The sequence below is a fragment of the Isoptericola sp. NPDC019571 genome (genome assembly GCF_044389385.1).
Taxonomy (GTDB): domain Bacteria; phylum Actinomycetota; class Actinomycetes; order Actinomycetales; family Cellulomonadaceae; genus Isoptericola; species Isoptericola nanjingensis.
In genome coordinates this window covers 1-21193 of sequence record NZ_JBIRXZ010000001.1, presented here as the reverse complement: position 1 = coordinate 21193, position 21193 = coordinate 1, and the positions used below count along the sequence as shown (strand labels likewise).

The window sequence follows — 21193 nt, the reverse complement described above, 5'->3', positions numbered from 1 at the left end:
CGACGATCGTGTCGGTCGCACCGTCCTCCAGCGCGTCGTCGACGAGCCCGTCGTCGGCGACGACGGAGTCCACGACGCCGTCCAGGTCACCGGCGGTCAGTGCACCCAGCGTCACGTCGACGTCGTCGAGCGCGTGCCCCACGACCTCGTCCGTCACACTGGCCTCGGGCTCGTCGGCACCCAGGACGTCGTCTGCGACGCCGTCCTCACCGAGCAGCCCGTCGACCGTGCCCTGCACCACAGGCTCGGTACCCAGCGCAGAGTCCAGCGCACCGGCCGCGTCCGAGACCCCGGCCAGCGCGTCCTCGACCGTGGCGTCGACATCCGTCAGCGCACCGAGGTCACCCAGCCCAGCGCCCGGCAGCTCACCGCCGCCAAGACCAGGCAGACCATCCACGACACCGGTCAGATCACCGACATCACCCAGGCCGTCGAGGTCACCCAGGCCGTCGACCGACCCCAGGTCACCGATACCGGGAAGACCGGCGGTCGCGTCACCCTCGAGCGCATCGTCGACGAGGCCGTCGTCGGCCACGACGGAGTCCACGACGCCCTCCAGGTCACCGGCGGTGACGCCGTCGAGCGTGCCGTCGACGTCGTCGACCGCGTGCTCCACGACCTTGTCGGTGACTCCGGCCTCGGCCTCGTCGGCACCGAGGCCGTCGTCGACGACGCCGTCCTCACCGGCCACCGCGTCGACGGCGCCGTCGGCGACCCCGCCCACGGTGTCCCGCACCGCCGTGCCGGTACCGAGGACCTCGTCCACCGCCTCGGTCGCCGAATCGGCGGTCTCGCCGACCTGCTCGAGCGCCGCATCGACGCCCTGGTCGTCGAGCGCGTCGTCCACGACACCCCCGTCGGCGGTGACGTCGTCCACGACACCCTCGACGTCACCGGCGGCGAGACGTCCCGTCGCCTGCTCGACGTCGTCGACCACGTGCTCGGTGACCTGGTCGGTCACACCGGACTCCGGAGCGTCGGCGCCGAGGACGTCGTCCACGACACCTCCGTCACCGGTGACCCCGTCGACGGTGTCCCGGACGTCCGCACCGGTGCCGAGCGCCTCGTCGGCGGCTCCCGCCACGTCCGACACGGCGTCCGACGCACGGTCCACGGTCTCGTCGACCGCGCCCCCGGCGCCACGCTCCGCGGGCTGCGGCACGTCGCCGCTCCCGCGGTCGTCGCCCCCGCCGGACGTCGCGTCCTCGGGGGCGGAACCGTCCGGACCGTCGCCGGCGCCGTCCCCGGCTGTCGCGTCGTCCGACCCGGTGTCCGCCCCGGCGCCATCGTTCGCAGCGCCGTCGTTCGCAGCGCCGTCGTTCGCAGCGCCGTCGTTCCCGGAGTCGCCGCCCGCCGGTTCGGCGGGCTGGTCCTCGATCGCGTCGTCGACGACGCCGTCGTCCCCGGCGACGTCCTCGACGACGCCCTGGACGCCACCGGACTGGACGTCGTCCGCCGTCCGGTGCACGTCCTCGGCGACGGCGTCCACGAGGTCGTCGGTCGTCGTGTCGGACTCCTCGTCCGGCCCGGCGACGTCGTCGGCCGCGCCGTCGTCGCCGGCGACGGCGTCGACCACGGCCTCGACGCCCTCCGTGTCGACCTCGGGGAGGTCCACGGGCGTGTCGAGCTCGGCATCGTTCGTCTCCTCGGAGACCTCGCTCAGGCGGAGGTCGACCGAGGTGTCCGTTCCGACGGTGGCGTCGACGACGTCATCGTCCGCAGCTTGGGCCGTCACGGCCCCGGCGACCACGAGGCCGCCCGCGACGAGCGCTACTTTCAGCGCTCGTCGGACATGGGTATGCATGATCCGCTCCTGACTGACGTGGTACGCGGGTGGCGGACGCCGCCCGCGGTCGCTGTCGCGCGTGAGGGCGCGACGCGACCACGTCAGGCAGGAGAGACGGGGATGTCGAAGGCGACCGCGGGAAGGCGGTCGAGCTGGTCGCCCGCGGGGACGATCCACGCCCGCGCGGTCAGGTTCGTGCGGCCCGCGAGGTCGGCGGCGGCGTCGCCGCCCGACGGCACGCGGGTGGTCGAGGAGGAGCCCGACGACGCCGGGCTCGCGGCGGGTGCCGAGGGCGTGCCGGGCACGCTCTCCCGCTCGGACGGCGCGCTCCGCAGCTCCTCGGCAGCCGCGGCCGCGTCGAGCACGGGGGCGGCCGGCGCCGGCGGGACGAGGGCGGGCGCCGCGGGGACGACCGGCCCGGGCGCAGCGGCCGGGTCGGTGGCCGGGACGACGTCGGACGTCGACGCACCGGTCACCGACGGCTCGGGCACCGTGGCCGTGACCGCGTCCCCGTCGACCGGGGCGGGCAGGTCGAGCACGGGCTCCAGCACGGGACCGACGGCCGGGGCCACCGCGTCCACGACGGGCTCGACGACGGGCTGCAGCGCACCGCCGACCGGCTCGACCACGGGCGCGAGGGCGTCGACCACCGGCGCCGCGGCGCCGAGGACCGGCCTGACGACGGGCTCGAGGGAGTCCGTCACCGGCGTCACCAGCCCGACCACCGGGTCGAGCACCGGGTCCAGGGTCGTCAGGACCGGCGCCACGACGGCGCCCACGCCGTCCGTGACCGGGGCGAGCGGGCGCGTCACCTCGTGGACCACCCGGCCCACCGGCACCAGCACGGGCGACAGCGCGTCCGTCACGGGGGCCAGCGTCTCCGCGGCCGCACCCGTCACGGGCTCGAGCGCCGCGCCGACCGGCGTCGTGACCTCCTCGACCACACCGGCAACCGGGTCGACCACCGGCGACAGCGGGGTGACGATCCCCTCGATCAGCGCGCCGACCGGATCGGTCACCGCACGGACCGGGGTCGTCACCGCCTCGACGGTGCGAGCCACCGGCTCGAGCATCGTCTCCCGCTCCGCGGGCTCGTCGGCAGGAGCATCGGCGGGAGCGCCGGTTGGAGCATCGGCCTCCTCCGGCGCCACGTCCACAGGTGCGGGCGAGGTGCCCGGCAGCCCGGACGGGGCGTCCTCGCCGCGGGCGGGTCGCTCGGGCTGCCCCTCCGGTTCCGCGGCCGGCTCCTCGGCCGGCGCCTCGGTCATCTCCCCGGCCGCCTGCTCCGCCTCGCCGGTCAGCTCGCGGGCCACCCGCTCGGCCGCCTCCTCGGCGGGCGCGACGACCTCGTCGTGCACGGCCTTGTGCAGCCGCTCGACCTTCTCACGGACGGGGGCGACGGCCTCGTCGACCGCGTCGCGCACGACGTCGGGACGAGGCTCGGCGGACCGCTCGCCGTCGACAGCCTTGGCCTCGTCCGCGTCAGGCTCGACGACGTCCGGCTCTGCCACGTCCCGCTCGGCGTCCACCTCTGCACCGTCGGGGGTCTCGGCGTCCGGCGTTTCCTCCGCGCCCTTCTCGACCGCGCCCTTCTCGACCGCGGGCTTCGCGGGAGCGGGCTTCGCGGGAGCGGGCTTCGCGGGAGCGGGCTTCGCGGGAGCGGGCTTCGCGCGAGCGGCGTCCTCGACCGGTGCCTGCGCCGCGGGCTCGATGTCGGCGGGCTCGCTCCGAGGCGGCTCGGGCGCCGCCTTCTCCTGGCGGACCGGCTCCTCGGCCGGTGCCTGCGCCGGCTCCTCCTGGCGAGGCTCAGGCTCGCCGTCGCCGCGCGCGCGGTCGTCGTCGTGGTCGATGAGCGACCGGACGACGGACGCCAACGGGCCCTCGTCCCCGCCGTCGTCGGCGGACGCTGCCCCGGCGAGGGTGACGCTCAGCGCGGCCGCCCCGGCGAGCCCGACGGCCGTCCCGGCCACGCGCGCGAGCCAGCGCCGGCGGCGTCCTGCCGCCGGAGCACGGTCCACGCTGCGTGTCACTCGGCCCCCTTCGATGCCACGCGGGGTCACGGGTTGCTCGGTCATGACCCAGATCACACTGTGACGCCCGAGCAACAGTCCCGCAACAGCAGCGGGCGAGATTTCACCCGCGGGTCAGGCCACCGACGTCCCGAACAGCAGGCCGAGCGCGTACGTGACGGCAGCGGCACCGAACCCGATGGCGAGCTGGCGCAGCGCGCGCGTCCACGGCGACGTCCCCGACAGGAGCCCGGTGATCGCGCCCGTGATCAGCAACGACACGCCCACGAGCGCGGCTGCGACGGCGATCGCCGGGAAGCCGGTGAGCCCCAGCAGGTAGGGCAGCACGGGGATGATCGCGCCGGACGCGAAGAAGCAGAAGCTCGAGATCGCGGCGCCCCAGGCGGTGCCGTGCGTCTCCAGGTCGTCGTCCTGCTCGGCGACCGGGGCCGGCGCGGGCTCGCCGTCCCGCTCGTCGTCGAGCACCTCCGGGGCGAGCGTCCCGGTCGCGGCGAGGCCGGCCAGCACGCGGTCGGCCCGGCCCTGCGCCTCGTCGGACGACATGCCCCGGGCGCGGTAGACGAGCGCCAGCTCGTTGGCGTCGACGTCGAGGTGCGGCAGCACGGTGGCGCTCTTCGGGTCGGGCGTGGACGCCTCGAGCAGCTCGCGCTGCGAGCGCACGGACACGAACTCGCCGGCGCCCATGGACAGCGCACCGGCGAGCAGCCCCGCGATGCCGGTGAGGAGCACGGTCTGCGACGAGACGCCGGAGGCGCCGATGCCGAGCACGAGCGCGAGGTTCGAGACCAGGCCGTCGTTGGCGCCGAAGACGGCGGCGCGGAACGTGCCGGACATCCGGTTGCGGCCGCGGGAGGCGAGCGCGCGCACGACCTCCTCGTGGATCTGCTCGTCCGCCGCCATCGTGGCGGTCGCGTGCTCGTCGGCGTCGTACGACGACCGCGCCTCGGCCCGCTGCGCGAGCGCGAGCACGAAGACGCCGCCGAAGCGTCGGGCGAGCAGGCCGAGCATGCGGGTGCGCAGGTCACCGCGCAGCGGCCGGCCGACGTCGTCGCCCAGGAGGTCGAGCCAGTGCTGCTCGTGCCGCCTCTCGGCGTCCGCGAGCGCGAGAAGGATCGCGCGCTCCTCGCCCGTGCGTCGCCGGGCCAGGTCCCGGTAGGTGGCGGCCTCGGCGCGCTCGTCGGCCAGGTAGCGCCGCCACTTGCGGATGTCGGCCGGGCGCCGGGCGGGCTGGTCGCGCGAGGGCCGGTCGTTCTCGGGCATGCGGTCTCCGGGCATGCCACTTCCAGGCATAGCGGTGCCGTCGGTCATGCCGCCATGATCACCGCCGCGGACCGCTCGTGGGTTCCGGGCGGAGCCGCGCCCTCTTCCGGGGCCGCGCGCCCGAGTTTTCGGGCGTCCGCAGCCTGCGGGTTCCTCGTTCGGCGGGCGACGGCGTGGACGCGGCCCCGAGTGTCACCGGCTCGGGGCACAATGGGGGCGGCAACCAGGGGCTCGGACACTGGGAGACTCCGGCGTGATCATTGTCAGCACTGACGGCTCGTGCCTCCGTAATCCCGGGGGCGCGATCGGCTGGGCGTGGATCGCCCACGAGGGCGGCCGCTTCGACTCGGGCGGCGCTGCGTCCGGCACCAACCAGGTCGCGGAGCTCACCGCGCTCCTCCGCGCGATCGAGGCGCATCCCGGGGCAGAGCCGCTCCTCATCGAGTCGGACTCGCAGTACGCGATCCGGTGCGCGTCCGAGTGGATCCACGGGTGGAAGCGGAAGGGCTGGCGCACCGCGTCCGGCGACACCGTGAAGAATCTCGAGCTGATCCGCTCCATCGACGCCGCCATCACCGGCCGCGGGGGACCGGTCCGGTTCCGATGGGTGCGCGGCCACGTGGGCAACCCGTTCAACGAGCGGGCCGACCAGCTCGCCGGCCTCGCCGCGCAGGACTGGGCGGCCGGCCGCGGCGGCGTCGACGAGCTGCTGCTCTCGGAGGACGCCGGCACGAGCACCTCACCGCGCGAGGACGGCGCGGACCGCTCGGCGGGACGTCCTGCGCGGGACGCAGGGTTCGCCGAGGCCACGCCCGTCGGCGCGCGCGGCGACACCGGCTGGGAGCTCGGAACCCTCTTTGACTAGCACGACCCCTCTGACCAGCGCGGCCTCGACCGGCACGGACGTGACGGCCCGCCCGGCCGCTGCCGACGTCACGGTCGAGCACGCCTCGGACAGGCCGCTCGACCTCGTGCTGACGCTGGGCCCGTTGCGGCACGGCGCGTACGACCCCACGTTCCGGCGCACCCCCGACGGCGCCGTGTGGCGCACCACGCTGGTGCGCACCGGACCGGTGACGCAGCGGTTCGTCGCGACGGGACCGCGCTCCGCCGTGGTGCAGCACTGGGGCCCGGGCGCACGGGAGGCGGCCGACGCCGTGCCCGAGCTGCTGGGCGAGGCGGACGACGCCTCCGACTTCGTCCCGCCGCCGCAGGCGCACGACGTCGCGCGGCGCACGCCGGGGCTGCGGATGTGCCGCAGCGGGCGGGTGCTGGAGGCGCTGGTGCCGGCCGTCCTCGAGCAGAAGGTGCAGGTCGTGACCGCGCACCGGGCGTGGCGCTGGCTCGTCGCCCGGCACGGCTCGCCCGCCCCGGGGCCCGCCCCCCACGGCCTGACGGTGGTGCCCTCCGCGCGCGGCTGGGCCGCCGTCCCGACGTGGGACTGGCACCGCGCGGGGGTCGACCCGCGACGCGCGGCGACGGCGGTGCGGTGCGCGCAGGTCGCGGCGCGGCTCGAGGACGCCGTCGGGATGCCGGCCGACGAGGCGCGTGCCCGGCTCGAGAAGGTGCCGGGCGTCGGGGTGTGGACGTCGGCCGAGGTGGCGCAGCGCGCTCTCGGCGACGCGGACGCCGTGTCGGTGGGCGACTTCCATCTCGCCGCGGCGGTCGGTTGGGCTCTCACCGGCGAGCGCACCGACGACGAGGGGATGCTGCGGCTCCTCGCGCCGTACGCGCCCCACCGGCACCGCGTCGTGCGGCTGCTGTTCCTCGACCGCAGGCCGCAGGCCCCGCGCCGGGGCCCGCGGCTGTCGATCGCGGACTACCGCGCGATGTAGCCGGTCAGTCCGGCAGGCTGCACACGCCGTCCACGCAGACCGCGCCGTCGTCGCCCAGCAGCTGCAGCGGACGTTCGTCCGCGCCGTGGTGGGGCGCCGCCGCCTCGGCCGCGCTGACGGTCATCAGCGTGGTGCGGCGCGGGTTGGCGATCGAGCGGTACGAGCTCTCGGTGGCGTCGTTCATGTTTCTCCTCCAACGGAACCACTGCCGCGGTACGACCGGGCGTGGTGGGCCCGAGACCGCGGCGCCCCGCGACGGTGCGGGCTGGCCTCGATTCTCGGTGATACTGCGTCTCACAGCCAGGGCTGGCGGTGTGAGATGCGCCTCGCTCGCCCGGCTCAGGCCTCGGCGAGCACCTGGTCGAGCACCTGGACGAAGACGCCGGGGTCCTGCGCGCCGGACACGCCGTACCGGCCGCCGAGCACGAAGAACGGGACGCCGTTGATGCCGTACGCGCGGGCGCGGGCGATGTCGTCCGCGACCGCCTCGGCGTAGGTGCCGGCGTTCAGCGCGACGACGACGGCCTCGCGCTCCAGGCCGACCTCGGCGGCGAGGTCCGCGAGGTCCTCGACGTGACCCACGTGCTCGCCCTCGGTGAAGTACGCGCGCAGCAGGCGCTCCTTCATCTCGTCCTGCTTCCCGAACGCCTTGGCCAGGTGCAGCAGCTCGTGCGCCTTGAGCGTCTTGGTGTGCCGGACCTGGTCCATCCGGTAGGTGAGGCCCTCGGCGGCGGCGAGCGCCGTCACCTGGTCCTGCATCTGCTGGGCGGTCTCCAGAGGGATGCCCTTGTGGTCGGCGAGGAACTCCGTGGCCGTGCCCTCGAAGTCGACGGGGGTGTCGGGCGAGAGCTCGAACGAGTGGTACTCGACCTCCACCTCGGGGGCGGCGCCGTCCCGCTCCGCCATCCGCTGCAGCGCGGACTCGAAGCGGCGCTTGCCGATGTAGCACCAGGGGCACGCGACGTCCGACCAGACGTCGACCTTGAGGGGGGCGTTCTCGATGGTGGTCACGTACGCACGAACGCCCCGCCGCGGGAGGCGATTCCCAAGGCGGGGCGTGTCGTGCGTCGCAGACGCCTCTGAACGACGGGGCGTCAGTTGAGCGGCGCGGTCTCCTCCGACTTCGTCGGCAGCTGCCCGCCCGCGATGCCCGCGATGAGCTGGTGGATGTCCACCCCGGTGAGCTGCTTGACGACGCCCTGGCCCTCGCCGAGCACGGACGCCACCGTCTTGGTCACCGCCGACGCGCCGTCGGTGGAGACGACGGTCATGCCCTGGATCGAGCCGATCGGCTCGGCCGCGGCACGGACGATCTCGGGCAGGCGCTCGATCAGCTCCTGCACGAGGGCGGCCTCGCCGTACTTCTTCAGCGCCTCGGCCTTGGCGTCCGTGGCGACGGCCTCGGCCCGACCCTCGGCCTCGACGGCGAAGGCCTTCGCCTCGCCCTCCGCCTTGATACCGGCGGCCAGGGCGATCTGCCGGTCGCGCTCCGCCTCGCCGGCGCGGCGGACCGCCGTCGCCGAGGCCTCGGCGTCCTGGATCGCCGCCGTCTTGTTCGCCTCGGCGATCGTGGTGCGCTTGAAGGCGTCCGCCTCGGTGGCGGCGTTCGCCGCGTCACGGCGGGCGGTGGCCTCCTGGACCTCGGCGTACGCCTTCGCCTCGGCAGGCTTGCGGATCTCGATGTCGAGACGCTCCTGCGTGACGCGGGCCTGCTCGGCCAGCGCCTCGCGCTCCTGCTGCGCCACGAGCCGGTCCTGCTCCGCGCGGGCGAGCTGCCCGGCGGCCTCGGCCTCGGCGTTCGCGCGGTCCGTGTCGGCCTTGATGACCGCCTTCTTGAGGTCGAGCGCCTTCTGCCGCTCGGCGATCTGCTCGGCCGCCTCGATGACGGCGAACTCGGAGACCCGGCGGGCCTCCGCCTCGGAGACCTCCGCGACCTGCAGGGCGCGGGCGCCCTCCGCACGTCCGAGGTTGGAGAGGTAGTCCGACCCCGGCGTCGAGATGTCGGAGATGTTGAGCAGGTCGACCTGCAGGCCCTGCTCCGCCAGGTCGGTCTTGGTCGACTCGACGACGCGGTCCGACAGCCCCTTGCGGTCGGAGATGATCTGCTCGATCGTCATGTCGCCGACGATGGAGCGCAGCGAGCCCTCGAGGGACTCCTTGATGATCTCGGTGAGCATCTCCTGCTGGGACAGGAAGCGCTGCGCCGCGCGGCGCACTCCCTCGTCGTCGCCCCGCACCTTGAAGTTGATCGACGCCTTGATCGCGATCTTGATGCGGTTCTTGTCGACGCCCTCGACGGTGATGCCGATCTGCCGCTGCTCGAGCGAGATCGCGAAGCCCTGCTGCAGGATCGGCCAGACGAACGTGCGGCCGCCGATGACGACGCGCTGGCTCTGGCCGGCCGTCTCCTTCTTGCCGGCACCACGGCCGACGATGACGAGGGCCTGGTTCGGCGGGACCCGGCGGATGCGCTGGGCGACGAAGATGCCCACCGCGAGGAACGCCACGACGAGCGCGAGCACCGCGATCGTGGTGATGAAGCTGCTGTCGGTCGAGTCGAACATGGTGCGCGCCGGAGCGCGTCTCCTTCCGGTCGTGGGGAGGGTTCAGCGGGCCTGCGGGCCGGGGACCCCGACACGCACGGTGGAGCCGGAGTGCTCGAGCACCACGACGCGGGACCCGGCCGCGATGGGCTCGTCGGACCGGGCCAGGCGACGCTCGAGCTCGCTCGGGACGTCGAGGGAGACCTCGCCCGAGGTCGCCGTCACGTCCGTCGTCGCCGTGCCGTGCGCGCCCACGAGCGAGACGGTGACGCCGTCGTCGCTCGCCGCGAGCCGCCGCACCAGCACCTGCGCCAGGACGACGGCCAGGAGGCCGACGACCGCGGAGGCCACGTACGCGATCCACGTCGCGAGATCGTTGGCGACGACGATCGTGCCCACCGCACCGAAGACGACCGCGCCGACCCCGAGCGACGTGCCCGACAGCGCCCCGTCGCCGAGGTCGACCAGGTCGCCGACGAGGAGCGACACGAGCAGCAGGACCATCCCTGCGGCGCCGATGAGAACGAAGACGAGCACGGGCGGCCTCCCCGAGTGGCGAGTGATGAAGATGTGACGGTCCTGTGACGGCGACGACACCCTAGCGAACTCTGGACGGTTCCTGGACAGCCCGTCCACAGCGCCCTCCCCAGGCCGTCCGGGTGCCGTCGTCGCAGGTCTGCGTGATGCTCGGAGCATGCCTCTCGTGCCGAGCAAGGACCCCCAGCTCGTGCTCCTGCGCCACGGCGAGACGGAGTGGAGCGTGAGCGGCCAGCACACCGGCCGCACCGACGTCACGCTCACCCCCGCCGGCGAGGAGCAGGCCCGCACCGCGGGGCGAGCCGTCGCGGGGATCGAGTTCTCCGCCGTCTACACGTCGCCGCTCGAGCGCGCCCGCCGCACGGCCGCGCTCGCCGGCCACCCGGACGCCGTCGTCGACCCCGACCTCGCCGAGTGGGACTACGGGCCCGTGGACGGGCGCACCAGCGCCGACGTCGGCGACCTCCTCGGCCACCCGTTCCAGATCTTCGACGACGGCGTGCGCGTGCTGCCGCCCGACCCGGAGCACGGCGACGGGCGCCCCGGCGAGCTGCTGGAGGACGTCGCCGCTCGCGCCCGGCGCTTCGTGGAGCGCGCCGACGCGACCCTGCAGGACGGCGGGAACGTGCTCGCCGTGGCGCACGGCCACCTGCTGCGCGTGCTCGCCACCGCCTGGCTCGGCATCGACCCGCGCTTCGGGTCCCGCCTGGAGCTCGGCACCGCCGCGATCTGCCAGCTCGGGTACGGCCACGACCTGCGCACCATCGAGGGCTGGAACCTGCCGCCGCACGTCTGATCCGCCGGCGAGAAGCCGCGCCGTCCCCGGTGCCCGGTCTGGCACGATGTGCGCCATGGCCCTGAACGACGACGACCTCATCGACGGCGAGCGCGTCGTCATGGACCTGCACGAGCACGCGAAGGCCGTGGTCTGGCCGTTCCTGCTGCTGCTCGTGCTGCTCGTCGCCGCCGCGTTCTCGTTCGTCGTCCCCATGGACGACGTGGTGCGATGGATCGTGCTCGGCCTGCTGCTCGTCGTCGCCGTCGTGTGGGTGCTGGTGCCGTGGCTGAAGTGGCGCACCACCTCGTGGACCGTCACCACCAAGCGCATCGCCATGCGGTCCGGGATCGTCACACGGGTGGGCCGCGACATCCCGCTCTACCGCATCAACGACGTCGCGCTCGAGAAGGACCTCCTGGACCGGCTGCTCGGCTGCGGCACCCTGCAGGTCTCCGACGCCACCGAGAAGGCGGGCATGGTGCTGCGCGACGTCCCCCGCGTCGAGCGGGTGCAGGTGCAGCTGCAGGAGCTGCTGCACCACGCCGACGACGGCTCCGACGACGGCGAGTGGCCGCCGACCGAGCCGCCGCGCGGGCGCCGCCGCTGAGCGAGCCTCACCAACCGGCGCCTCGACCACCTCCTCATCCAGGCGGTCCACGCGGCGCTGGCGCTACCCGCGCCGCCCCCGGCTCCCGTACCGCGGGCGAGCCAGCACGATCCAGGCGCAGGCGACGCCCATCGGGACCAGGGTCAACGCTGTCACCGCGATGCCGTCCAGCGGGCCTCCCTCGTCCGCGGACAGGGTCGTCGCGGTCAGCAAGGACAGCACCATGTTGTTGCCCGCATGGGCGAGGCTCGACGTCCAGACCGTCCCCGAACGCAGGCGCAGCCAGGTCAGCAGGATCTCCTGCAGCACGAAGGACGCCGTCCACACCGCCAGACCCAGGAGGACGTGCGAGAACTCGACGTACCCCAGGAATGCCAGCGGGTAGTGCCACACCGCCCAGATCAGACCGGTCGCGAGGGTGGACACCCAGGGCCGGTGCGGCGCCAGCCGCAGCCGCAGGTACGAGGTCCAGCCGAACTCCTCGCCGCAGTACAGCGGGGTGAGGACGAGGACGAGCACCTGAAGGCCCACGACCGTCACCCACCAGGGAGCGCCGCTCCCGTCGGCCATGCTCGACGACGGCGCCCAGAGGCCGAGCATCGCGGCGGTCACCAGGGTCCCGGCGGTGAGCGCGAGCGGCCCCCACCAGGCGATCAGGTAGTGCGGCCAGGCCGTGCGCCAGCGCGGCCGGAGACCTGCGTCGGCGAAGCCCTCACGTGTCACCCAGCGCCGCACGACGACGGCCGCCACGGCCGGGGCGAAGGCGAACGGGAGCTGGACCAGCGGGTCCACCACGGACCAGCCCAGGACGAGCCGTGCGACGAGCACGTATCCCCAGGCAGGGACGAAGGCGAGCAGCAGGAACCAGGCGAGTCCGCGGGTCCGGGAGGAAGCACGAGGGGGCGAGGGCATGGGGAAGCTCGGTCCGATCTGACGAGGAGGTTGACGTGATCGATCGTCGCCTCGAGAGGCACCCCGGGAATCCCGAGCGGGGGCGAGGTGTCCGTCGCCCGAAGGTGGGGGGCCGCACCTCCCTCTCCTGGGGGAGGTGCACCCGGTCGTCGACGGCGAGACTTGGCGCGTGCCGACCCTGACCCACCGCCTCTTCGGGCCTGCCGCGCTCCGCTCCGCGGGCTACACCTTCGGCGGCCTCGCCCTCGCCGTGCTACCGACACCGTTCGCGCTCGTCGCAGCGCTCGCCGTCCCGCTGCCTCCGACCGGACGTCTCCTCGTCTTCGCGGTCGTCTGGGCGGCCCTGCTGGTCGCCGTCGGACTGGCCCCGGTCGCGCACGAGGGCTACGTCCGCCTGACCGACCGGCTGCTTGGCACGAGCCTGGGCGTGGTGCGGCGCACCCGCGGTCGGCAGGTGGGGACCGGTGTGTGGGCTCTCGTGCACGCCGTCGCCGCCTGCTTCGCCGGCGGCGTGTGCTCTCTGCTGGTCCTCACCGCCGCGACTCCCCTCCTCGTGTGGCTCGACGGGGGTGGGAGCATGGCGCTCCTGCGCGGACAGGTGACCGTCCCGGCGGGGCCTGCCGGCGCGTGGACGGTCGTGCTCGCGCTGTGCTGCGGCGTCCTCGGTGCCGCCGCGACCGCCGCCCTCGGTGCGGCTCTCCGGGCATGCGCGCCGCGGCTCCTCGGCCCGGGACAGGACGACCTCGTCGCGGCGGCCGAGGAGCGCGCTGCGGTGCTCGCCGACCGCAACCGTCTGGCGCGGGAGCTGCACGACTCGATCGGGCACACCCTGACGGCGTCGACGATCCAGGCGGCCGTGGCCGGTCGCATGGTGGACCTCGAGCCGGACGTGGCGAAGGCGGCGATGGCGAGCATCGAGCAGACCTCGCGGGTGGCGTTGGAGGACCTCGACTACGCGCTCGGGCTGCTGCGCGACGGATCCACCTCTCCGCGTCGGTCCCCGAAGACGCTCGCCGACCTCCCGGAGCTCCTCGACCACGTGCGGCGGACCGGGGCTGCCGTGCACGCCGAGCTCGGGCCCGACGCGACGTCGGTCCCGGCGACGATCTCGAAAGAGGCGTACCGGATCGTCCAAGAAGGGCTGACGAACGCGATGCGGCATGCGCGACGGACGCCGGTCCGCGTGACGGTGCGGGTGACGGCCGCCGTGCCGGGCGGGCAGCTGGAGATCGAGGTGGCGAACCCGATGCCGGTGCCGGCCAGCCGGCCCGGACGCTCCGAGCCCGGGCCGCCGGAGGACGTGCGGCCCGGTGGCGGGCACGGGTTGGCCGGCGTGACAGAGAGGGTGCGCACGCTGCGCGGAACGGTGACCTTCGGCGCGACCGACGGACCGGACGGGCCGGCCTGGCTCCTCTCGGCCCGCCTGCCCCTGCCGACCGGGCGGGGGTGAGGGCGTGCGCGTACTCATCGTGGACGACGAGGAGCTCACCCGGAGAGGGTTGCGGGCCCTGTTGTCGTTGGAGCCCGACATCGAGGTGGTGGGGGAAGGCGCGGACGGCGCGGAGGTCGTGCCGTTGGTGCTGGAGCTCCGCCCGGACGTGGTCCTGATGGACGTGCGCATGCCGGTGATGGACGGGATCGCGGCGACGGTCGCGCTCCGTGATGCCGTGGTGCGCGACGCGGCACTGCACCAGGAGGCGCCGGCGCCGCCCAGGGTCGTCGTGGTGACGACCTTCGAGAACGACCAGTACGTCTACGACGCACTGGCCGCGGGCGCGGACGGGTTCCTGCTGAAGCGGGCGCCCTCCGAGCGGATCGCGGCAGCCTTGCGGCTCGTGGTCTCCGGGGACAGCCTGCTGTTCCCCGAAGCGGTCCGACGGCTGGCGCGAGCGCGTCCCACCGCCGCAAGGACAGGCCCGGAGCGGGCGCTCACAGCCAGGGAGCTGGACGTGCTGCGACTCATGGCCGCCGGGCTCTCCAACCAGGACATCGGTGCTCGGTTGTACGTGACCGTGGAGACCGTGAAGACCCACGTGGGGAACGTGCTGACCAAGCTCCCTGCGACCAACCGGACGCAGGCAGTGGTCATGGCCTACGAGTCGGGCCTCGTGGAACTCGGGGGGACGGGGTAGCGCCGCGACATGACGCAGCGCCGTGGGCCTGCCCGGCGGATCGCGGCCGGCTCAGAACGGCGGCCACGGGCCCTCGTCAGTGCTCTGGACCACGTCGTGCCTTCCGACCGGTGGGATCTGGTCTGGCGGGATCTGGTCCGGTAGCCCGTGGACCATGGGCGGCCGGTCGAACCGGTGCCCCGTCGGCGACGTCCAGCGGGTCGTGCCGGACGCGGGGTCCCGCTCCGCCCGCCAACCGCCGACGGTCTTGGCGCGGTGGTGGGTGCGGCACAGCGCGTGCAGGTTGCCGCCGTGGGTCTGCGGGTCGTCCGACGCGGGGTCGTAGGGGTCGACATGGTCGAGGTCGGACGTCGCGGCAGGCACCCGGCAGCCGGGGAACGTGCACGTGACGTCCCGCGCGACGACGGCTGCGCGCAGGGCCGCGCTCGGGCGGTAGGAGCGGGACGACAGGTCCGTCAGCACGCCGCTCGCCGGGTCGGTGAACAGGCGCTGCCAGACGGCGTCCGGGTCGGACGCGAGCGCCCGCGCCATCGCCGCCGGGATCGGCCCGTGCCCCGCGAGGATCGCCGGCAGGTCGTCCGAGCCGAGCAGGGTCGACGCCGCCACCGTGACCCGGATGCCCGCCCGCGGGTGCGGGTGCCGCGGGGACGGGGGCACGCTCACGTCACCGCGCGTCGCCGAGCCTCCGACGGCAGGCCGCCCTCCGGTGACGGCCGGCCCGGTCGTGTCCTCTCGGGGCGCGAGCCCGCCGGTGGCGAGGCTGCCGGTGACGAGCGCGGTGAGGGCGTCGGCGCGGCACTCGTCGAGCCGTCGCGTCTCCCCCGGCGCACGGCGCATCGCGAGCCCGGCGTCGTCGATGGCGGCGAACGCGCGGGCGGCGTCGTCCGCGGGCAGGTAGGCGGTGAGGTAGGCCATCGCGTCGTCGACCGGCTCGAGCCGGACGAAGCGCTCGGCGCGCGCGGCGCGGTGCCGCTCCTCGGTGCCGTCCGGGTCCGCCTCGATCTCCGCCCGGCGCATGCGTGCGCGGATCTGCGGCGCCGTGAGGTGCTCGGCATCGGGCAGCACGCCGGCGACGACCTCGCGACGGAGGTCGTCGGGCAGCCGGCCCGCGTCGATCAGGGCCTCCGCCTTGGGACGGTCGACGACGCCCGCCGCGAGGGCGTCCGCCACCTCGGGCAGGCGGGCGGTCCCGTGCGCCACCGTGACGAGCTGCGCCGCGGCGCGTCGGGTCAGCCCGAGCCGTGCCGCGACGGCGTCCGCCACGAACTCGTGCCGCGACGACCCGCGCGTGCGCTCCAGCATCTCGGCCAGGACGCGCGCCGATCCCGCCTGCGCCCACGCCGCGACCCGCTCCCAGGCGGCCAGCACCTCGAGGATCGTGAAGTCGTCCAGCTCTGCCTCGTCCAGCGCCGCCAGCGTGCCGGCGAGGCCCGGGCCCGCGGCCGCGTCGTCCAGCACGGCGAGCAGCGGGCGCCCGTCGTCGGGGCCGGCCGCTCCGCCGACGAGCTCCCTGCCGACAAGGACCCTCCCGTCGAGCACCGCACGATCGGGCGACCAGCGGAGGTCGGTGACCCGGCGGCCGACGACGTCACGAGGCTCGCCGGGCGCACGGTCGGCGCCGTCGTCCCGGAGCAGCCCGGCCAGTGCCTTTTCGAGGACCGTCGCGCGCACCGCCGTGACGTGCGGTGCGCGCGACGAGGGCGGTTCCGGCGCGACCGGGGCACAGGCCGCACCGGAACCGAGCGCCCGAGGACGACGGTGCACGGCCGCGGGCGGCGCGACTCTCGCTCCGTCGTCTTCGAACATGTGTTCGAGAGTAGCGGTTCGCGACCACCCCCACAAGGGCAGGCGCGGATCGGCTGAGGACCCGGCTCGCAGGCTCCTTCGATCGGGTGGTCGGTGCGGTTTGACGACGTCGGCCGCACAGCTTCCCGTGCGCGGGGGACGTCGCTCCCCCGCACGGGGGAAGCCCCCGCGGCGCGGCAGCGCGAGCGTGGGAGCACACCCACCCACCCGACCGGAGGCAGCACGATGACCAGCACATCCGTCCCCAGAGAACTCCCCCGGCGCGGCCCCGACGCCGGCGACGACACCAGCAACCCCCAGGCACCGCCGCCGGACCGTCGGTTCGCCGGCGCGGCGCTCGTCACGTCCGCCGCGACGGCGGCCCTGCTCGGGTTCTTCGCCACGCGGCCGGACGTCGACCCGTTCCGCGAGGCGGACAACACGCTGGGGCACGCGCTCGCGCCCGGGGTGCCGCTCACCTGGCTGCTGCTCGCGGTCGCGCTGTTCGGCACCGCCACGGCCGCCGTCGTGCTCGCGACCCGACAGCAGCCGAGCCGGGCCGTCGCGCCGGTCGCCGTCGTCCAGGTGCTCGTGTTCGGGCTCCTCGCGCAGGGGTCCGGGACGCTCAGCGTCGCCGGCTACCTCGTCGCCCTGTCCGTCCCGGTCCTCGCCGCCTGGGCGGGGGTGCAGGTGTTCCGCACCCGTCCCGTCTGGCGTATCCCCGTGCTGCTCGCGGCCGCAGCCGCCGTCGTCGGCGTCGTCCTCGTCCACGACGCGTTCGGCACGTGGATCGGCGCCGTCACAGCCGGCCTCGCCCGGGAGCGCTGGGGCCTGCTCGCCGTGCTGCTGCCGCTCGCGGCGGCGTCGGCCTGGGCCGGGCTGGCCCTCGTGGCCGCCTGGCGGCGCGGGTCCCTGCGCCGGGCCACGGTCTGGGTGACGCGGCACCGCACCCTGTTCACGGTCGTCGCGGCGCTCGGTCCGTTGCCGTACGCCCTCGTCCGGCTCACCTGGCTGACCCCGTGGCCGCAGCTCGCCACCGGCGAGACCCTGCCCCTCGCCGTCCGCATCCAGGGGCTGTCGCTCTCGTCCGGGGCCTGGATGGGCATCATCCTCACGCTCGGCCTGATCCTCCCGTGGGGCGAGCGCCTGCCGCGCTGGTTCGGCCCTCGCGCCGGGCGTCCGGTGCCGCCGGCCGCCGCCATCGTGCCCGGCGGGATCGTCGCCGTCATGCTCTGCGGCGCCGCCGTCCCCATGCTCGTCCTGATGGGCTGGGCCGGGGCCCTGTACTTCCCCGCCTGGTTCTGGGGCCCCGCCCTCGCCCTCGCCGTCTGGGGCTACGCCGGGCACCGGTACGGCGTCGGGCCGGTCAGCGATCCAGGGCCTGCTGCGCCCGCTCCCGCAGCTCGTCGCTGAGGCGCAGCTCGCCGCCGTCGTGGGCCACGACCAGGGCCTTCGCGACGTCGGCGAGCACGGGCGCGCCGTCGAGACGGTTGTACGCGCCGAACCAGTCCGCGAGCGTCACGCCGTGCGCGGGGCGGTGCACCACCTCGACGGCGTCGCCCGCGGCGAGGTCGCCGTTCTCGACGACCCGCAGGTACGCGCCGGTCCGGTTCGCCTGCGTGAACCGGCGCACCCAGCGCGGCGGCGAGTCGAGGCGGCGGGCGAACGTCTGGCAGGGCACGCGGGGCTGCGTCACCTCGAGGAGCGCCGTGCCCACCCGCCACTGCTCGCCGACGACGGCACGGCTCACCTCGAGCCCGCGGGTGCGCAGGTTCTCCCCGAACAGCCCCGGCGTGACGTCGTACCCCAGCTCGGCGCCCCACCACTCGGCGTCCTCCTGCGCGTACGCGTACACCGCCTGGTCCAGGCCGCCGTGGTTGGCGCGGTCCGCCTGCACGTCCGCGTACAGCCCGTACGGGCGGGCCTTGACCCGCCCCTCGACGGGGCGCTTGTCGATGGCTGTCACACCCACCGTCCCGGCGTCGGGCAGGAGGGCGAACACGCGGCAGACGGCGAGGAGCTCGGGCACGGCAGCATCCTCTCAGGTCACCTACCGTGGTCCCCGTGAGCGAGCGCAGCGAGAACCTTCCCCATGTCGTGGTCGTCGGTGGAGGGTTCGGCGGTCTCGCGGTGGTGAAGGCGCTCGCGAAGGCGCCGGTGCGCGTCACGCTCGTCGAGCGGCGCGTGTACAACACGTTCCAGCCGCTGCTCTACCAGGTCGCGACCGGCGGGCTGAACCCGGGCGACGTCACGTACTGGCTGCGCGGGCTGCGGCTGAGGCAGAAGAACCTGCGGGTGCTGCACGAGCACCTGGTCGGCATCGACCACGACGCCCGCACCATCCGGCTCGCGAACGACGAGACGATCTCGTTCGACCACCTGGTGCTCGCCAACGGCGTCACCGTGAACTTCTTCGACACCCCCGGGGCCAAGGAGAACGCGTTCGGCATGTACTCGCGGTCGCAGGCCCTGAAGATCCGCGATCAGCTCTTCATCCGGCTGGAGAACTCCGCGTTCACGCCCGGGACCGACGACGGCCTGCGCGTCGTCGTCGTGGGCGGCGGCGCCACCGGGGTCGAGGTCGCGGGCGCGCTCGCGGAGCTGCGCACCGCCGGGCTCGCGCCCGCGTACCCGGAGATCCGCGGCGACGCGTTCGAGATCACGGTCGTGCAGCGCGGCGCCGAGCTGCTCAAGTCGTTCCACCCGAGGCTGCGCGAGTACGCCGCGATGGAGCTCGGCCACCGCGGCGTGAAGCTGCACCTCGGGGCGGGCGTCGCGGAGGTGCTGCCCGACGCCGTCGTGCTCACCGACGGCACCCGCATCCGCGCCGACCTCACCGTGTGGTCCGCGGGCGTCGGCCCGCACCCCGAGGTGGACGACTGGGACCTGCCCCGGCGGAAGGGCGGCCGCATCGCCGTCGGCGCGGACCTGCAGGTCGAGGGGCGGCCCGGGGTCTTCGCGATCGGCGACATCGCCGAGACTCCCGACTGGCTGCCGCAGCTCGCCCAGCCGGCCATCCAGGGCGGTCAGCAGGTGGCGCGCAACATCCTCGCGCTGCTCGAGGGCCGCGCCACCGAGCCGCTGAGCTACCACGACAAGGGCACGATGGCGGTGATCGGCCGCCGCGCCGCGATCGCCGAGATCACTCTGCCGGTGACGTCGAGGATGCTGCGGCTCACGGGCGGGCTCGCCTGGCTGGTGTGGCTGTTCGTGCACATCATGTCGCTCGTCGGGCCGCGCAACCGCGTCACGACGCTCGCCGGACTGGTCACCCGGTACGGCTTCCCGTTCCACCGCCGGCCGATCCCCATCGTCGGCGACGTGCCCACGATCCGGCCGTCGAAGCCGGACGCCGGCCCGGACGGCGCCGACGGCCTCGCTAGCGAGCGGCGCGCACCCGGCGAGTGACGGCGTAGACCGCGAGGATCACCACGACCAGCCCGCCGGTGGCGGCGAGCTGGGCGCGCGCCGCCGGGTCGGAGAGCATGAGCCCGGCCAGCGCGACGAGACCCGCCAGCGTGACCCACGTGAGGTACGGGTAGCCCCACATGCGCAGGCGCAGCGGCTCCCCGGCGCGCGCGGCGTCGGCCTCGAGGCGCGGCCGCAGGCGCAGCTGGGAGATCGTGATGAGCAGCCACACGACGAACAGCGCGGAGCCGACCGCGTTGAGCAGGATCGTGAGGATCTGGGCGGGCAGCAGCCAGTTGAGACCCACCGCGACGACGCCGAAGAACACCGACACGAGCACCGCCACCCACGGCACCTCGCGGCGCGAGACCCGGGTGGTGGCGGGCGGCGCGTCGTCGCGCTGGCCGAGGGAGAAGAGCATCCGCGACGTGCCGTAGACGTTCGCGTTGAACGCGCTGAGCAGCGCCAGCACCACGACGACCTCCATGAGCCGTGCGGCGCCGTCGAACCCGGCGAGCTGCAGCACGGAGACGAACGGCGACTCCAGCGCCGCGGCGTCGTCCCAGGGGATCAGCGCGACGATGATCGCGACCGAGCCCACGTAGAAGAGCAGGATCCGCCACACGATGGTGCGGGTGGCGCGGGCGACGGCGGTGCGCGGGTCGCGGGCCTCGGCGGCGGCGATCGCGACGATCTCGATGCCGCCGAACGCGAAGACGACGGTGAGCAGGCCTGCCGCGATGCCCGCCCAGCCCGCCGGGGCGAAGCCGCCGTGCGCGGCCCAGTCGCCGAGCACGCTGCCCGTCACCGGGATCACGCCGACGACGATGAGGACGCCCACCACGAGGAACGCGAGGATGGCGGCCACCTTGATCGCCGCGAACCAGAACTCCGACTCGCCGAACTGCCGCACGCCCACGAGGTTGATGCCGCCGAGCACCACCACGACGACGGCCGCCACGACCCACTGCGGCACGTCCGGCCACCAGCCGCTGACGATGCCCGCGACGCCCGTCACCTCGACGCCCAGCACCATGATCAGCGTGAACCAGTACAGCCAGCCCAGCAGGAACCCGGCCCAGCGGCCCAGCGCCGCCTCCGCGTAGACCGAGAACGAGCCGGACGCGGGCAGCGCCGACGCCATCTCGGCGAGCATCCGCATCACGAGGACGACGAGCGCGCCCGCGATGGCGTAGCTGACCAGGACGGCGGGGCCCGCGGTCGCGACGCCGACGCCGGCACCGAGGAACAGGCCTGCCCCGATCGCGGAGCCGAGGCCCATCATCGTCAGGTGGCGGGTGCGCAGGCCGTGCGCGAGCCGGGCCTCGTGCGCCGTCGTGCCGGGTTCCGTGGGGGTGCTCACGGCCGACCACGCTAACCCGCCCCGCCGAGTTGTCAGGACCAGGACCATGAAAACCCGCCCGTGGCCCTGACAACCCGCAAGCCGGCGGGTTCAAGCGGTCGTCGCAACACCTGATCTGGTGAGGGGTGTTGGGATGGGTGACGGGACGAAGGTCGTGCGGAGTGTGGAGCGCGCGTTTTGGCGGGGTGTGCGTGATGGGTTGAGCGTGTTCGAGGCC

The 21193-nt window shown here is 74.6% G+C and carries 19 protein-coding genes; 8 read left to right on the top strand and 11 right to left on the bottom strand.

The annotated features are described in order from the left end of the window. The 3 genes from ACH443_RS00095 to ACH443_RS00085 all read right to left on the bottom strand — a co-directional run. The coding region (locus ACH443_RS00095) for a hypothetical protein (RefSeq protein WP_430589129.1) at positions 1-1804 on the bottom strand (1804 nt) is incomplete at its 3' end. Positions 1805-1887: 83 nt separating this feature from the next. Then, positions 1888-3816, bottom strand: coding sequence for a hypothetical protein (locus ACH443_RS00090; RefSeq protein ID WP_430589128.1), 1929 nt, complete (start codon positions 3814-3816; stop codon positions 1888-1890). A gap of 114 nt (positions 3817-3930) precedes the next feature. Continuing rightward, complete coding sequence (locus tag ACH443_RS00085) at positions 3931-5076, bottom strand: VIT1/CCC1 transporter family protein (RefSeq protein ID WP_430589127.1); 1146 nt, start codon at positions 5074-5076, stop codon at positions 3931-3933. Positions 5077-5329: 253 nt separating this feature from the next. On the opposite strand from ACH443_RS00085, the gene ACH443_RS00080 reads away from it, so the two are divergent. Further along, entirely contained in the window at positions 5330-5941 is a 612-nt protein-coding gene (locus ACH443_RS00080) for a ribonuclease H (RefSeq protein ID WP_430589126.1), read from the top strand. Beyond that, the gene (locus ACH443_RS00075; protein ID WP_430589125.1) at positions 5934-6911 is read left to right on the top strand and encodes a DNA-3-methyladenine glycosylase family protein; all 978 of its coding nucleotides are present in this window, start codon (positions 5934-5936) and stop codon (positions 6909-6911) included. Before ACH443_RS00080 ends, ACH443_RS00075 begins: the two co-directional genes overlap by 8 nt. Positions 6912-6915: 4 nt before the next feature. Here the strand turns inward: ACH443_RS00075 and ACH443_RS00070 are convergent, their stop codons facing one another. The 4 genes from ACH443_RS00070 to ACH443_RS00055 all read right to left on the bottom strand — a co-directional run bounded on the left by ACH443_RS00070 (position 6916) and on the right by ACH443_RS00055 (position 9991). Next, positions 6916-7095 (bottom strand): hypothetical protein, encoded by a 180-nt coding sequence (locus tag ACH443_RS00070; RefSeq protein ID WP_380244887.1) that lies wholly within the window; start codon positions 7093-7095, stop codon positions 6916-6918. Between the two features lie 155 nt (positions 7096-7250). Next, positions 7251-7922 carry a DsbA family oxidoreductase gene (locus tag ACH443_RS00065; RefSeq protein WP_429765495.1) on the bottom strand — a complete coding sequence of 224 codons (672 nt, stop codon included), beginning with the start codon at positions 7920-7922 and terminating at the stop codon, positions 7251-7253. Positions 7923-8005: 83 nt separating this feature from the next. After that, positions 8006-9475 (bottom strand): flotillin family protein, encoded by a 1470-nt coding sequence (locus ACH443_RS00060; RefSeq protein ID WP_429765493.1) that lies wholly within the window; start codon positions 9473-9475, stop codon positions 8006-8008. A 42-nt stretch (positions 9476-9517) separates the two neighbouring features. Beyond that, positions 9518-9991: an NfeD family protein gene (locus tag ACH443_RS00055; RefSeq protein WP_430589124.1), complete on the bottom strand. Its 474-nt coding sequence runs from the start codon at positions 9989-9991 to the stop codon at positions 9518-9520. Positions 9992-10148: 157 nt separating this feature from the next. Here ACH443_RS00055 and ACH443_RS00050 point away from each other — a divergent pair, with 157 nt between their 5' ends. After that, the gene (locus tag ACH443_RS00050) at positions 10149-10787 is read left to right on the top strand and encodes a histidine phosphatase family protein (protein ID WP_430589123.1); all 639 of its coding nucleotides are present in this window, start codon (positions 10149-10151) and stop codon (positions 10785-10787) included. Between the two features lie 55 nt (positions 10788-10842). Beyond that, positions 10843-11376, top strand: a complete 534-nt coding sequence (locus ACH443_RS00045) for a PH domain-containing protein (RefSeq protein WP_430589122.1) — start codon at positions 10843-10845, stop codon at positions 11374-11376. Between the two features lie 63 nt (positions 11377-11439). Here the strand turns inward: ACH443_RS00045 and ACH443_RS00040 are convergent, their stop codons facing one another. Continuing rightward, positions 11440-12288: a type II CAAX prenyl endopeptidase Rce1 family protein gene (locus ACH443_RS00040; RefSeq protein ID WP_430556369.1), complete on the bottom strand. Its 849-nt coding sequence runs from the start codon at positions 12286-12288 to the stop codon at positions 11440-11442. 169 nt (positions 12289-12457) lie between these two features. Here ACH443_RS00040 and ACH443_RS00035 point away from each other — a divergent pair, with 169 nt between their 5' ends. Both ACH443_RS00035 and ACH443_RS00030 read left to right on the top strand, forming a co-directional pair. Beyond that, a complete protein-coding gene (locus ACH443_RS00035) occupies positions 12458-13738 on the top strand; it encodes a sensor histidine kinase (RefSeq protein WP_430556370.1) in 1281 nt (426 codons plus the stop codon). Positions 13739-13757: 19 nt separating this feature from the next. Continuing rightward, a complete protein-coding gene (locus ACH443_RS00030) occupies positions 13758-14420 on the top strand; it encodes a response regulator (RefSeq protein ID WP_430556371.1) in 663 nt (220 codons plus the stop codon). Between the two features lie 51 nt (positions 14421-14471). On the opposite strand, the gene ACH443_RS00025 is transcribed toward ACH443_RS00030, so the two are convergent. Beyond that, positions 14472-16091: a DUF222 domain-containing protein gene (locus ACH443_RS00025; RefSeq protein ID WP_430589121.1), complete on the bottom strand. Its 1620-nt coding sequence runs from the start codon at positions 16089-16091 to the stop codon at positions 14472-14474. Positions 16092-16451: 360 nt separating this feature from the next. Between ACH443_RS00025 and ACH443_RS00020 the strand changes: the two genes are divergently transcribed. Further along, entirely contained in the window at positions 16452-17618 is a 1167-nt protein-coding gene (locus tag ACH443_RS00020) for a hypothetical protein (RefSeq protein WP_430556373.1), read from the top strand. On the opposite strand, the gene ACH443_RS00015 is transcribed toward ACH443_RS00020, so the two are convergent. Beyond that, a complete protein-coding gene (locus ACH443_RS00015) occupies positions 17572-18234 on the bottom strand; it encodes an MOSC domain-containing protein (protein ID WP_430589120.1) in 663 nt (220 codons plus the stop codon). The genes ACH443_RS00020 and ACH443_RS00015 overlap by 47 nt on opposite strands. A 35-nt stretch (positions 18235-18269) precedes the next feature. Between ACH443_RS00015 and ACH443_RS00010 the strand changes: the two genes are divergently transcribed. Beyond that, on the top strand, positions 18270-19613 hold the full coding sequence (locus ACH443_RS00010; protein WP_430589119.1) for an NAD(P)/FAD-dependent oxidoreductase: 1344 nt from the start codon (positions 18270-18272) through the stop codon (positions 19611-19613). Here ACH443_RS00010 and ACH443_RS00005 read toward each other — a convergent pair. Next, the gene (locus tag ACH443_RS00005) at positions 19585-20976 is read right to left on the bottom strand and encodes an amino acid permease (protein WP_429765478.1); all 1392 of its coding nucleotides are present in this window, start codon (positions 20974-20976) and stop codon (positions 19585-19587) included. The two genes, ACH443_RS00010 and ACH443_RS00005, sit on opposite strands and share 29 nt — an antisense overlap. Positions 20977-21193: the final 217 nt, after the last annotated feature.